Annotated in this window: 11 protein-coding genes; 6 read left to right on the top strand and 5 right to left on the bottom strand. The window is 42.8% G+C overall.

Annotation, left to right across the window (positions count from 1 at the left end):
* The first annotated feature begins 60 nt into the window (after positions 1-60).
* On the top strand, positions 61-1,248 hold the full coding sequence (locus MHN02_RS10860; RefSeq protein WP_239246038.1) for a nucleotide sugar dehydrogenase: 1,188 nt from the start codon (positions 61-63) through the stop codon (positions 1,246-1,248).
* A 98-nt stretch (positions 1,249-1,346) separates the two neighbouring features.
* On the opposite strand, the gene MHN02_RS10855 is transcribed toward MHN02_RS10860, so the two are convergent.
* Entirely contained in the window at positions 1,347-2,753 is a 1,407-nt protein-coding gene (locus MHN02_RS10855) for a mannose-1-phosphate guanylyltransferase/mannose-6-phosphate isomerase (RefSeq protein ID WP_239246036.1), read from the bottom strand.
* A 213-nt stretch (positions 2,754-2,966) separates the two neighbouring features.
* Here MHN02_RS10855 and MHN02_RS10850 point away from each other — a divergent pair, with 213 nt between their 5' ends.
* Positions 2,967-5,330: an Ig-like domain-containing protein gene (locus MHN02_RS10850; RefSeq protein ID WP_239246033.1), complete on the top strand. Its 2,364-nt coding sequence runs from the start codon at positions 2,967-2,969 to the stop codon at positions 5,328-5,330.
* 76 nt (positions 5,331-5,406) lie between these two features.
* Here the strand turns inward: MHN02_RS10850 and MHN02_RS10845 are convergent, their stop codons facing one another.
* Together MHN02_RS10845 and MHN02_RS10840 are read right to left on the bottom strand one after the other, a co-directional pair.
* Positions 5,407-5,793 (bottom strand): type II toxin-antitoxin system VapC family toxin, encoded by a 387-nt coding sequence (locus tag MHN02_RS10845; protein WP_156078876.1) that lies wholly within the window; start codon positions 5,791-5,793, stop codon positions 5,407-5,409.
* Positions 5,793-6,023 (bottom strand): type II toxin-antitoxin system prevent-host-death family antitoxin, encoded by a 231-nt coding sequence (locus tag MHN02_RS10840; RefSeq protein WP_156078875.1) that lies wholly within the window; start codon positions 6,021-6,023, stop codon positions 5,793-5,795. Before MHN02_RS10840 ends, MHN02_RS10845 begins: the two co-directional genes overlap by 1 nt.
* Positions 6,024-6,466: 443 nt before the next feature.
* On the opposite strand from MHN02_RS10840, the gene MHN02_RS10835 reads away from it, so the two are divergent.
* Positions 6,467-7,141, top strand: a complete 675-nt coding sequence (locus MHN02_RS10835; RefSeq protein ID WP_239246030.1) for a YkgJ family cysteine cluster protein — start codon at positions 6,467-6,469, stop codon at positions 7,139-7,141.
* A 46-nt stretch (positions 7,142-7,187) separates the two neighbouring features.
* Here the strand turns inward: MHN02_RS10835 and MHN02_RS10830 are convergent, their stop codons facing one another.
* Positions 7,188-8,078, bottom strand: coding sequence for a LysR family transcriptional regulator (locus tag MHN02_RS10830; RefSeq protein ID WP_239246028.1), 891 nt, complete (start codon positions 8,076-8,078; stop codon positions 7,188-7,190).
* 197 nt (positions 8,079-8,275) lie between these two features.
* Here MHN02_RS10830 and MHN02_RS10825 point away from each other — a divergent pair, with 197 nt between their 5' ends.
* The 3 genes from MHN02_RS10825 to MHN02_RS10815 are packed head-to-tail and all read left to right on the top strand — an operon-like array spanning position 8,276 to position 12,480.
* Positions 8,276-10,003: an ABC transporter ATP-binding protein gene (locus MHN02_RS10825; RefSeq protein ID WP_168534332.1), complete on the top strand. Its 1,728-nt coding sequence runs from the start codon at positions 8,276-8,278 to the stop codon at positions 10,001-10,003.
* Positions 10,004-11,056 carry an HlyD family efflux transporter periplasmic adaptor subunit gene (locus MHN02_RS10820; RefSeq protein WP_014977505.1) on the top strand — a complete coding sequence of 351 codons (1,053 nt, stop codon included), beginning with the start codon at positions 10,004-10,006 and terminating at the stop codon, positions 11,054-11,056. It abuts the gene before it with no gap.
* Positions 10,969-12,480 carry a TolC family protein gene (locus MHN02_RS10815; RefSeq protein WP_239246026.1) on the top strand — a complete coding sequence of 504 codons (1,512 nt, stop codon included), beginning with the start codon at positions 10,969-10,971 and terminating at the stop codon, positions 12,478-12,480. Before MHN02_RS10820 ends, MHN02_RS10815 begins: the two co-directional genes overlap by 88 nt.
* 168 nt (positions 12,481-12,648) lie before the next feature.
* On the opposite strand, the gene MHN02_RS10810 is transcribed toward MHN02_RS10815, so the two are convergent.
* Positions 12,649-13,458 carry a hypothetical protein gene (locus MHN02_RS10810; protein WP_168534334.1) on the bottom strand — a complete coding sequence of 270 codons (810 nt, stop codon included), beginning with the start codon at positions 13,456-13,458 and terminating at the stop codon, positions 12,649-12,651.
* Between the last annotated feature and the right edge of the window lie 406 nt (positions 13,459-13,864).

Below are 13,864 nucleotides of genomic sequence, written 5' to 3'. Positions count from 1 at the left end.
TATGCAATGATAGTAATGAAGCTTTCGTAAATTATTTGTACAAAACTGGAGAGAATTTAAATGGATAGTACTATGCAGAAGCTCAAGATAGCTGTAGCAGGCACAGGCTATGTAGGGCTTTCAAATGCAGTGCTACTTGCACAACACAATGAAGTGAAAGCGGTCGACTTGGTAGCTGAAAAAGTCGAGATGCTTAACAATAAAAAGTCTCCAATTGAAGACAAAGAGATAGCCGAATACCTAACAACAAAAGAGTTAAACCTAAAAGCAACTTTGGATGCGCAAGAAGCATATAAAGATGCTGACTATGTGGTAATTGCAACACCTACAGATTACGACCCGCAAACGAATTACTTCAATACGGGTAGTGTGGAAGCGGTTATAAAGACGGTGATGGAAATTAACCCTGATGCGGTAATGATTGTAAAATCGACTGTACCAGTAGGGTTTACTAAAGACGCAAAAGCACGATTCGGTTCTGAAAATATTATTTTCTCCCCAGAGTTTTTGCGTGAAGGCAAAGCCCTTTACGACAACCTTTACCCAAGCCGCATCATCGTTGGAGAGCGAACTGAGCGAGCAGAAGTTTTCGCTAAACTGCTTCAGCAAGGTGCAATTAAAGAAGACATTGATGTGTTGTTTACCGATAGCACTGAAGCCGAGGCGATTAAACTTTTCGCCAACACCTATTTAGCAATGCGTGTAGCTTACTTTAACGAATTAGACAGCTATGCAGAAAGCCATGGCTTAGATTCAAAGCAAATCATCGAAGGGGTTAGCTTAGATCCACGCATCGGAAATCATTACAACAATCCAAGCTTTGGCTACGGCGGTTACTGTTTACCTAAGGATACGAAGCAGCTTCTAGCTAACTACAGCGATGTTCCTAACAACATGATCCAAGCAATTGTAGATGCTAACCGTACGCGTAAAGATTTTATCGCCGATTCAATTGTAAGCCGTGGCCCCAAAATTGTGGGTATCTATCGCCTTATCATGAAGTCTGGTTCTGATAACTTCCGAGCAAGTGCTATTCAAGGCATCATGAAACGTATTAAGGCTAAAGGTATTGAAGTTGTAGTTTACGAACCAGTACTTAAGGAAGAGGAGTTCTTCCGTTCTCGTGTGGTAAATGACTTAGACGAATTTAAGAAAATCTCTGACGTAATCGTAGCAAACCGAGTTACGGGCGATATCGAAGATGTACTAGATAAAGTATACAGCCGCGACTTGTTCAACGCTGATTAACCCAAGTTTGGGGTCAGAGTACATTTTTCCGTGTAAATTAAAAAAGCCAGGTTCATAACCTGGCTTTTCTTAGTTAGACAAACTGCCTTACACTGCGTTTATTTATCAGAACGCCCATATCTATCTGAGAAACGAACGATATCGTCTTCCCCTAGGTAAGCTCCAGATTGTACTTCAATTAGTTCTAGTGGAATCTTTCCTGGGTTTTCTAATGCATGAACCGCCCCAATAGGAATATAAACAGACTCATTCTCCGTTAGCATTTGCGTTTCATCGCCTATTGTCACATTAGCTGTACCTGATACTACAACCCAGTGTTCAGCTCTATGATGATGCATTTGAACTGATAGTTTTTCACCTGGCTTCACGGTAATACGCTTAACTTTAAAGCGTCCACCATTGTCTATTGAATCGTAACTTCCCCAAGGTCTGTAAACTTCGCGGTGAAACTCAAATTCAGGGCGCTTTTCAGCTTTCAAACGGTTCACAACGGTTTTGATGTGTTCTGCGTTTTTCTTATTCGCCACCATAACAGCATCTTTGGTTTCAACTACAACCACGTCTTCCAGACCAATAACTGCAACCAAGCTGTGCTCGGCGTTCACATAGCTGTTGGTGGTGCCTTCTAATAAGGTGTCGCCAGTAGTTACATTGCCATTCGCGTCCTTCTCTCCCGTCTCCCAGAGAGACGACCAACTGCCTACATCAGACCAACCTGCATCTAGTGTTACCATCGCAGCTTCGGAAGTTTTTTCCATCACTGCATAATCGATAGAATCACTTGGGCATGAAGCAAAAATGTCTTTGTCTACACGAACAAAGTCGAGATCTTTTTCGGTTTTTTCAATCGCCTTTTTACATACCGAATATATGTCAGGTGCGTGCACTTCCAGCGCCTTTAAAAATGCACTGGCTTTAAACATAAACATGCCGCTATTCCAAAAATACTCACCTGAACTTACGTATTGTGTTGCGGTAGGCATATCTGGCTTTTCAACAAATTCACTTACATCGAAGCCAATATTCAGCTTGTTTCCGGCTTTTATATAGCCGTAACCAGTATGAGGCTGAGTGGGGACAATACCGAAAGTAACTAACTTACCTTGTTCAGCTAGAGCCTGGGCTTCTTTAATTTTGGTACGAAACGTATCGCTATCTTTTATTAAGTGATCGGCGGCTAATACCAAAAGAACAGGATCTTCCCCGTTTTCGCTAGCTTGAAATGCAGCAAGTGCAATAGCAGGAGCCGTATTTCGACCAACTGGCTCTAAAAGAATGTCGCTGTTATCGACACCTATCTGTCGCATTTGCTCGGCAACAAGAAATCGATGTTCTTCGTTACAGATAATAGAAGGTGGCAAAGACTCTATGCCATTGAGTCTTAGTACAGTGTCTTGAATCATCGTTTTGTCAGAAGTAAGAGACAGGAACTGTTTTGGTAAAGCGGCGCGAGACTTTGGCCATAAGCGGCTTCCGGTACCACCTGCAAGAATGACTGGCTTCATTTGAATTCCCTAGTTTTCAAATACATTTTATGCATCCAGTATACTGAGTTATGGGCGAGATAAAAATATTTCGACGTGGCTTTAATCGTTAGCCAAAAAAAGAGCATTTAATTTTCTAGTAGTTATCTTAATTATTGCTTAACAATAGGTTATATTCAGCCAGATAAATTCGAAGCCTCATAGTAAATAACTCTAAATACAAGGACGTTCAAAATGAACAAAAGCATTATTGCTATTGCCGTTAGTTCAACTCTTCTTGCTGCCTGTGGCGGTTCCGACGACAACAACCAACTACCAGTGCTGGTCGCTGACTCCGCGGTTACACTCAATGGTGACGCAGTATCTATTGATGTACTTGCGAATGATACCGATCCTGACGGTGATGCTTTAACGATATCAGCAGTCGGAGCGCCAGATGTTGGTGAAGCAGCTATCATCAATAATGAGATAGTGTACACACCTACAGCGTTGGCGATGGGCGAAGTCAGTTTTTCATACGATGTAACTGACGGTGAAAACACAGTAAGTTCAACGATTACAATCACGAATCAACAGTCTGTCTCTATTTCGAGTATTGCAACCGATGCGCCTTTAGCGAATGCAGAGGTGAGCGCGCTCGATGCAGGTGGAAATGTAATTGCTTCCGTGCAGGCCGGCGCGGATGGTCGATTCACGCTTCCTATTACTGTAAGTGCTGCGCCCGGCGATTTAATTCTTAATGCAGTGGGCACGGAAGAACAAGCCCATGTAACGCTATCATCACGAGTCGGTGACTTCACTACGATGCGTAACATTAGCATCGAAAATAATACTGATGAACTTAACAGCGATCTATTTCCTGCAGGCAAAATAACTCATTTAAGTACGGCTATGGATGTACTCTATTCGGAGTATAAAGAGAACGGCGGCGAGGGAAGCTTCGATACGTTTGCAAGTGAAGTGGACTTCGAAAAGGTTTTAGGATTGGCCAGCTTCATAAAAGTTCTTGCTGATAATAGCGAGTTCTCGGTTCCTGAAGGTATGAGCACCTTGTCGTTTTTTACTGGAAGCCTAGTCGATGCGCTAAGCACCATCCGAAAGTATGTTGATAGCATGGGACTGTTAAACGAAGACGGAACTTATGACGAGGCTTATGTAGAAGCAATTAATGCTGCCCGAGCAGAAACTCTCGAAGATGAATCGTTACAGCAAAATTACGTAGATACCGACATTGCGGGTGCGGTTTTTGCGACTTACTACCATTCAGAACAGCAAGCTGGCAAGGGCATGACAGCGTATACGTTCAACGCGGACGGTAGCGGAGAAAAAACGTCTGCGGAAATTGCATTTAATATTTATTCAGATGAATTTAACTGGAGTGTTGTAGACGGAAATCTAGTTATTGACGAGCTTGACTACACGCGAAACGCAAACTTGGTATTTCTTGATGAAGAAATCTATAGTCGGTATGAGCAAGGCGTAGTCAATGAAATTGGTAGTTATGCCCGTGAATATGACATCATATATTGGGAAACCGAAAGAACGACAATAAACGAACGTATGGAATTGCTAACACAATCCGGCGGTCATGCACTTGCTGTGTTAACAACTACCATTGAGCTTTCCATCACACCGATGGATAACATACAAGATAAACCAACTTTTACTACCACCTACGAAACTACCAGCGACGTAAAGTACACCGACACCACAGCATCTACGTTTGCCGTAACCGAGGAAGACCTGCTTGCATCACCTTGGGTATTTGCTTATCAGGGAAGTTATACGTATGACAAAGACTACTTAAATGAAGATGAGCGTACTGAAGTTGGTATTTTAAACGACCAGTTCACATTTAAAGATGATAATACCTTTACGTCTCTTGTTTTTGATGTGCAAGGAACATGGCAGCTAAATGATGGTGTTATAGACATTGAATTGGAAGATATGTCTTTCACAGTTACGCCTTTTAAAGCGCAGAATAATTTCGTGCTGGCGCTTTATGAATTTGACAATGATGGCGTAGCGATTAAATACACTGGCGATATGCACGCCATGGACTATGAGTTGGCCGAAGACTTCAGCATAGAGAGCTCATTACCTAATGTTTGGATGTCTTCTTACAATGAAGCACGTTTCGTAGATGGTGTACCGTTACCTGACGACTTATTTGCTTATTACTTTGAATCTGACGGTACAGCAGGAAGAGTCTATTCACCTAGTGAAGAGTCTTACTTTGTAGGAGATCGTGAACTTTATAACTTCCAATGGACCGCAGACGGCAATGAGGTCAACATCATTGGGTTACGCGAAAATAGCGCGTTTACTTTCAACAGAGAATACACTTGGAAACTACTGGGCTCAAAGCGAGAAGGTGTTGTTACAATACTTGAAATGCAGTCCAACAAAGTAGATTACACAGATGATAGCGATAATCTTGTGTTTAACATTCTTCCTCGTTTAAGTTTTACATTTACAATAAACCTAGAAGAACAATATCCTGAATTTTGGGAAAATACAGACGTAGGTAGTTTAAGCGCGCCTGAAAGCCCATCTGACATTGCTCTGTCGTTTTCTTCGGAGCTGATAGCTCGATAGTTCAGTGAAGTAATGGCGCTAGTGCATTAAAGCTAGCGCCAACGCTTTTCAGTTACCGGAAACACCGACACAACTATCACTTTAAAGCGTCAATCAATCTAACCCCGTAAGCGGGAAAGTGTTCGTCTTTCGTTAGTATTTGCAATCCTTCAGCTTGAGCTTGAGCAATCAGCATTCTGTCAAATGGATCGCGGTGGTGCATTGGCAACCTCCCCGCTTGCTGGCCGTGAAATAAATTGATAGGTAAGGCACTAAAACCTAACTCTTCGATAACCGACTCAATATCATCTGGTGCCGTAAGTTTTCCCAATTGCTGCTTTATCGACATTTCCCAAACAGACGCGGCGCTGATATAAATGTCGTTTTCAGTATTAGAGATATGCTTTTGAGCGTTATGACCTAATTGCTCATCTCCACTCATCCACCAAACTAAAACGTGGGTATCTAGTAAGATTCTTTTCATTACAAACCGAACATATTTGCTATATCTTCGTTAACCTCTTTTGAGTCGAAGTCTTCAGTAGCATGAACTTGGCCTTTGAATTGCCCAAAAGTTCGTTTTTTTGCTGTTTTATACGGCACTAGCTTCACTGCTGGTTTTCCCGACTTGGCAATAACTACTTCTTCACCGGCCTCTGCCCGTTCGACAAGTTGGGATAACTTACTTTTTGCTTCATGCATATTGGCTTGCATTTAAAATTCCTTATGGACTTAGCTAAACTTAGCTATAATAATAGTTTGAAAAATCAACAGTTGCAATCGCGTCTTCTACTCAGCTCAAATCTAACGCTTGTAGCTCCAAAATCTGACAAGCAGCCAAAGCAAATACCTACCGTGTCAATGCTACGGTTCCCTTGAGCATTAAAGATCATTCACAAAAAACTTCCCAAATCCCAAAATCCAAAATAGAATCCGCACCAATTCAACCCCTGCCATTAAGCCTCAAGCTTACGCACACCCGGCGGGGAAGAAGCATGCTTTAAAATATTGGGGTCAGAGTACATTTCTTCCTCCAGTACGATCTGTCAATTTGGTTGCCAAAATCAATAATCAGAATGTTGAGTTCATGCTACCTATTACATTACACCAGCATGAACATGTATTTGTTTTAGTTTGCTTTTACTAGCGGAGTCGTTATGAATAGGCTGCGTGAGCTGTCCAGCCAAGTGATGGATGTTTACCAATCTCTTTCCCAAGAATTCAGTGCATATCAATCTAGCCAGTCACTAAACTGTGTTGAGAAATGTGGTGCATGTTGCAATAACCCCGACATTGAAGTGTCGCCATTGGAGATGCTGCCTTTAGCACTTCATCTGTTTGATACAGGACGGGCTGAACAGGAGTTTGACGAGCTAGACAACTACAGCGGCTTCGCGTGTAAACAATATCAACGCTTAAGTTTGGACGGTAAAGAAGGCTACTGCGGAATTTACGAATACCGACCTGGCATTTGCCGTATGTTCGGTGCAGCAGGTTATAAAACCAAATCTGGCGAAGCCACACTTTCGGTGTGTAAACCAATTAAGCAAGCTGTACCAGAGAAGTATGCGGCCGCGCTGATTGCTATACAGCCACAGCATTTAGATATCTTTGAAAAGCCATCAATGGATGATATTGCCGCAAATAGTGAGGTTCGATTTACATCGACAAAGCCGCCAATGATCGCAGAAGGCAGACAAAAACTTGCTCAATTAGATTATGAATTGGGGGAAAGACTTATGCCTATTAATGACGCACTACGTTTTGTGTTAGAAAAAATTCTAACACTGAGTTTTTATGCTCAAGATATAGATGGTGGTGTTGCAGCTTAAATTAAGTGGGGGCAGAAAATGTACTCTGACCCCACCATTAAGTGCACTACGCTAGAATTCCGCGAGCGGCTTCTACGATTGCCTCACTAATAGTGTAGTCAGCACGGCTTTTGCCAGTAATGGCATAGTATCTCTCATTTAGTGTACTTGCGTTACCAATACAGTGCACGCCATATTGCTCTTCTACGTGCTTTGAAATTGCCGATGGTGCGCAGAAAGCACCGAAGTCTTCGCTGCCAAAAAGTTTAAGCAAAGCAGTATCGTCAAATTCGGCTACAACTTTGGGGTACAGCTGTTCTGTCTCAAGCCAACTTGTAAGTGCTTGCCGTATTCCTGAAGTATTACCCTGAATTAGCAATGGCATTTGATTTAAACATTCTGGAAAAGTCTGTTCTTCAGTAAGCGGTGCTTTAGCAAAGAAGCTCAACGAACTTTCGCCTAAGAAAAAACTATTGGCGCTTATTTGTGTACCAGGGGCTATGCCTCTGTCTGCTAGAATGAAATCGATGGCGTTAATGGCGAGCTCTTTCAACAAACCGTCGAAGCTATCCTCTTTTATCACGTATTTAACCTGTGAAAACCTACGCATGGTGGCATGCACAAAGTCGTAAAAAAGCACTTTCGGAATACCATTAGTAATACCTATCACAAATTCTTTCGTATTCACTTCATCGCTATTGTTAAGTATTTCAGCTAGTTGATTACCTTTATGAAATATTTCGCTGGCATACTGATAACTTACTTTACCTCGCGCGTTCAGGTATAGGCGCTTATTTATTCTATCAAAGAGAGAATAACCTAGCTGATTTTCGAAGGTGCTTAGTTGCCCGCTTACGGTTTGCGGGGTAACGTGGAGTAATTTAGCGGCTTTCGCAATGCTACCCTCACGGGCAACAAGATAGAAATAATATAAATGATGGTAGTTTAGGTGATGCATACTTTAACAAGCTACTCGACTATTAAGGTATTAGGGGCAAGAAATGTACTCTGACCCCATTTTTTTCGATGAACTATTAAGAATATAACAGATTTATTCTAACTAACTATTGCAATACACTATCTAGCGTTGTTTTTGTACGATTAGAAGCAGCGCGTCACTGATTTTTAAGCTAGCGGTATATTGAAGACATAACTATGGCTAAACCAATTGATTTACGTAAAACGCGAAAGACCTTATTTTCGCTATTGAAACCAGAAGCTGGCTTTTTTTGGGTTGCTATCGCATACGGTGTAGCAATTAGTTTAATGACCCTTGCCGTACCTGTAGCGGTTCAAACGCTGATTAACAGTATCGCCAATATCGGTTCAACTCGGGCAGTTATCATATTGGCCGTCATTCTATTTCTTACTTTATTTATATCTGGCGTATTTAGCGCGCTTCGTATGCGAGTGATGGAGTTCTACGAGCGTAAAGTTTACGCCCGCCTCACCGCAGACTTAGGGCTAAAAACTATTCTCGCGCCCCACAGTTTTTTTGAAGGTCGACAAAACGTTAGCATTACACAGCGCTACTTCGACATAATGACTTTTCAAAAGAATATGCCGTCTTTAATGATTGATGGTTTCGCGCTAGTACTACAGATGTTGGTAGGTTTCACTCTAGTATCATTCTACCACCCAGCGCTTTTCGCGTTTAATGTGGTGCTTTTACTTACCATGTATGCGGTTTGGAAAATTTGGGGGCGTGGTGCTAAGCGCACGGCTATTGAATTGTCTAACGCGAAATACGATTCTGCAAAGTGGCTACACGATATTGCAATTGCTCACGAATTCTTTAAGTCAGCTGATCATGTTGAATACGCAGGGCGCAGCACCGAAGGTTATATCAGTAACTATGTGAAAAAGCACAAAAGCCACTTTCACTACACCTTTTCGCAGGTGGTTATGTTTCTATTGATGTATGCCGTGGCGAGTGCTTCGCTACTTGGTATCGGTGGTGTTCTGGTTGTACAAGGCGAGCTTTCTATCGGTCAGCTAGTGGCTGCTGAGCTTGTGATGTCTGCTGTTTTCTTTGGGCTGTCTCGCTTTACCCAATATTTAAAACTTTACTATGAGTTATATGGCGCTGCCGAGAAGCTGGGTGGCGCTCTTGACATGCCGCAGGAAGAGCTCAATACGTCGGAACATATACCAGCTTCTTCTAAATTGGTGTTTAACGATGTTGAACTTAAACATGGTAATGATGCGTGCCACCTCAATGTTATCTTCGAACCTGGCACTAAGTATTTTGTTACTACTGATAAAAGTTGGGTGCAGAAGCAGCTGCTAGGATTGCTGAAGCAATATGACCGCGTTAAATCGGGCGACATCTTGTTAGGAGAACTTAGTCTAAACGATTACGACACCCATGAGTTACGGCAGGCCGTTACCATTCTAGATCGTTCTTTAATTATCGAAGTTTCTGTAGAGCGCTACTTAAAGTTGGCACATCCTCAGGCAACCATCGCGGATATTCGCGCTGCGCTTGAGGAAGTAGAAATGACCAAAGTGATAGATAGCTTACCAGAGGGTTTGCAGACTAAAGTATCCGTATTAGGGGCACCGCTGCAGCCATTGGAGTTTTTGTTGCTTAAACTTGCCGCCGCAATTATTGGTAAACCTAAGCTGCTCATTTTGAATCAGCACTTCGACGCAATACCGGTAGAGTTGAGGGCGCGACTTCTGCGACGCTTAAGTAAATATGATTTTACCGTCATGTATTTTACCAATATGCCACTGCCAGATTGTTTCGAAGGTGTGTTGCATCTGCACGATAACGCAACGGCAATGTTAAATGAGTATTCAAATGGTGAGTCACCGATTAGTGCTGCTAACGCAAGTGAGAGCAGCACGGCTTTAAAGAACAATAAGGAGGGTGAGTAAGTGAATCACGCAGAACGTCGCTTTTTAGATAACATCACTTCATTGCCTTCATTGAAAGTGCCAAAGCTTCATCGTGTAATTACCGGAGTTATCATCTTCTTGGTGTTGGCAGCTGGATTAATTTTGTATTTCACACCATGGATCCAAACGGCTTATGGCACCGGTATGGTCGACTCGCTCGATCCTAAAGACAGAACTCAACCAATAAATGCGTTAGTTGATGGACAAGTAAAGCAGTGGCACGTAAGGGAAGGCCAACAAATAAAAGCCGGCGAGCCAATCGTTACGTTAATCGATATTGATGCGCAGCGACTTGAGAAGCTGCGATCTCAGCTTTCAGCAGCGAACTTAAAGAATCAAGCTAATGAAACAGCAGTAAGAAATGCTGAGAACAACCTGGCGCGTCAACAGTCTCTGCAAGAGCAAGGGCTGGTTTCACGCAAAGAAGTAGAACAGGCCGAGATAAAAGTGCAGGAACTGCGAGCAAAAGCTGCCGCCTCTGTTTCGGAAATTAATGAAGTAAGCATGATTTTATCTCGCCAATCGACGCAAACTAAATATGCACCCGTTGACGGTACGGTTGTTCGGTTGCTATCAGGCGGTGTGTCTACGTTCGTAAAGTCGGGCGATATTCTTGGGCAGTTTATTCCAGCAGATGCAAAACGCAGCGTTCGCGTTACCGTGAGAGGGTTAGACGCACCGCTGGTTAAGCCTGGTGCAAAGGCGCGTTTGCAATTTGATGGCTGGCCCGTTTTTCAGTTTAGTGGATGGCCGGGTAGTGCAATAGGTACCTTTGGTGGTGAAGTTGTGTATGTAGAGCCTGTTGCTAATGCTACTGGCGATTTTAACGTGTGGATTAGACCTGACGAGTCTGATATTCCATGGCCAGCTGAAAGCTCTGCGCGTTTGGGAAGCCGGGTTAAAGCGTGGGTGCTATTAGAAGAGGTGCGTCTAGGTTACGAGATGTGGCGACAGTTGAACAACTTCCCGCCATTGCCAACGCAAGAGCCTACTACCGGTGGAGCCAAGGGGGCTGGGGCATCAATATGGTAATTCGAAGATTTACATTAGCAGTGCTTGCAACTGTTGCGGTTATTAGCACTCATGTTTCTGATGCAGTAGCGCAAAACAAAAATACTAGGCAAGCACCATCAATCGATGCACTTATCCAGAGTATGGTGAACTATCATCCCTACGTTAGGGCGATAAATGAAGGAAACTATCAAGCTGCAGCCGAGTTAGAAATAGCAAGAAGCAGTTTTGATCCTTTTATAGAGCAGAAAACCAGTAGCCGCGTTAGCGGATATTACGATGGTACTAATTTAACGCAGCGCTTTTCTAATCCGTTCGAAGACTTTAATGGCTCAGTTTATACCGAGTATCGTATATCAGACGGTGATTTTCCAGTGTACGAAGCCGATTACGAAACCTTGTCTGGCGGCGAGGCTAGTGTGGGCATTGCCATCTCCCTACTTAAAAACAGAGAACTGGATAAGCGTAGAACGGAGTTAGCCAATGCAGGGCTAGCGACTTCACAATGGCAAGCGTTAGCGACAAGTTTAATTAATGACTTTGTTTACAAAGGGGTTAGTGAATATGTTGCGTGGTACGAAAGCGCATTGCAGGTTAATGCCGTTACAGAGTTGCTTAACACCGCAACACAACGTGAAAGAGCGTTGGTGACCCGCGTAGAGAAAGGAGATTTAGCCAATGTTGTGCTGACAGAATTTAAAGCCAACATTTTGCAACAGCGCCTTTTGCTTGCCGAGCTTAAGCAAAAGCGAGACGCACATGCTCAAATGCTTTCTTTTTATTGGCGTTCACCTAAGGGAGATATGTTGATAGTAGATGAAGCGAATCCGCCTAAAGATATCAACTGGCCTTTCTGGGTTGGTAACGGTCAGCTTATGACTCTTCGCAATGCCCTTCGTAATCACCCTGAACTTGATGTGATGAAATTAGAACAGCAGGTGGTAAATAACAAGGCTGCGCTGGCTAGTAACGCGTTATTGCCGAAGTTAGATTTAAAAGCATCGGTTGCAAGAGATATCGGTTCTGGTCCGTCAAATTTAGACGGTACCGAAACAAAAGTAGGTCTGTCGTTTTCCTACCCTTTAGGAAACAGGAAGGCGAAAGCTGAACAAGCCCAATTACAGTCAAAGCAAAGAGAGCTAGAGCACAAGCTAACCTCTACTGAGCAAGCGATAACTCAGCGTTTTGAACAAGCGCTAGTTTATTGGGGGCAGGCGAAAGACATTGTTGCTCTTCAAAGTGAAAATGCGGCGCTAGCGAAAACCCTTTCTAAAGTAGAAAAAACACGTTTCGATGCAGGTGACAGTGATATGTTCGTGTTAAATGCGCGCGCACAAAATGAAATTAAGGCCCGAATAAAAGAGATAAAAGCGAAAGTGGACTTACTAAAGGCAGAACTAACCCTTTATAAAGAAGCCGCTATGTTGCACTCCCTTAACAACTGAGCTTTTTTGAAAACATCGAGTTTAATTGTGGAGTAGGCTTGGTTGCTATCGCTTGCTGCTTGTTGTTAAAAAGCAGGTATGGGTTGAAGATACTAGTACAGCTATAAACAAAAACGGCGTATTGAGTAAGTCAATACGCCGTTTTTTTAAAAATCAATTAGTAGGCGGTTAATTGCCCAGTGCACTATTAAAGTCGTCTTCGCTTAGTCCGGCAGACATAGCGTATTCTTTTAACTTATCCTGAGATACACCCGCGTGTTGCGCAGTATTTAAAATACGCATTACTTGTTCACGCTGCCGCGCAGACTCTCTCACTGCCGTTTCAACTACCGTTTCTGCTTCGCTAGGAAACACGGCCAGAAGCGCATCCACTACATACTCACCAACAAAAGGAACAGCATTCAATGCGCTTGTCATGATATCGACAATCTTATTTGGATGTTCTTGCGACAATGTCTGAACAATACTGTCTGCTGCGTCAGGTTGAGTAAGCACGGCAACGCGTACAATCTCATCTAGCTCTTCAGGTGTTGAAACCGCAGCAGCCTGCACAACAAAGTCGACATAAGTCGGCTCTGCTTTTATCGCTAACTGAACAATGTTAGGGCAGCTACTTACTTCTTTCTCAATAGCCAGCTGTACAATCTCTTCAGTAGACGCAGGTTGTGCAGAGATAGCAGCAAAAATGATCTCTCTGTATTTGTCTGGATAGGTATCTAAAGCAATATCCACAATAGACACAATCTCTTGCGGATAATGACCAGCGATTGAACTGATTGCTCGGCCAACCGACATAGTTTGGTTTACTTGACGTCTTAAGAAGGCGGTTTGAAAATGATTTGACTGATCAGCGCTTTCTACATTCGCTGACGCGGGTGGCTGAACAACATCATTTGAGGATACTTCTTGTGCCATTGCTGTATGACTAACATGAGTTGCTAGTATTGCCGCAGACAGCAGTGTAAGAGTTCGTAACATAAACCCACCTTTATAATTATTGCGTAGTCAATTTCTGACACCACCAGTATTAATACATTTATAAAGAACACAAAGCATAGGTCATTTACGCTTATATACATTCTTATACGTATTCCTTTACGCAAGCCTTAATATCTATCGCTAATATTAAGCATTAATATAATAACGGCAGGATCAAATACTACTTTAAGAACTACTACTTTATAGGATCTGAATTCCTATCCTATTAGTAATTAGTCCATATTGTCTACTAATTATCACATTTGAGCGAAAAATAGACGGTTAGTTCAGTTTTTTCAACTTTTTCAAAATAAGTGTTGACGTGAGCGCTCATTTCCCTAAAATGCGCATCCGCTTCGGGGGAAAAGCAAAACAGCAAGCCTCCTGAAGTAAGTCTCTACTACCT

Origin of the sequence: Alteromonas sp. CNT1-28 (genome assembly GCF_022348345.1) — a bacterium.
GTDB lineage: Bacteria > Pseudomonadota > Gammaproteobacteria > Enterobacterales > Alteromonadaceae > Alteromonas > Alteromonas macleodii.
The sequence above is the reverse complement of the archived record's forward strand: the minus strand, read 5'-3'. Positions and strand labels throughout refer to the sequence as shown.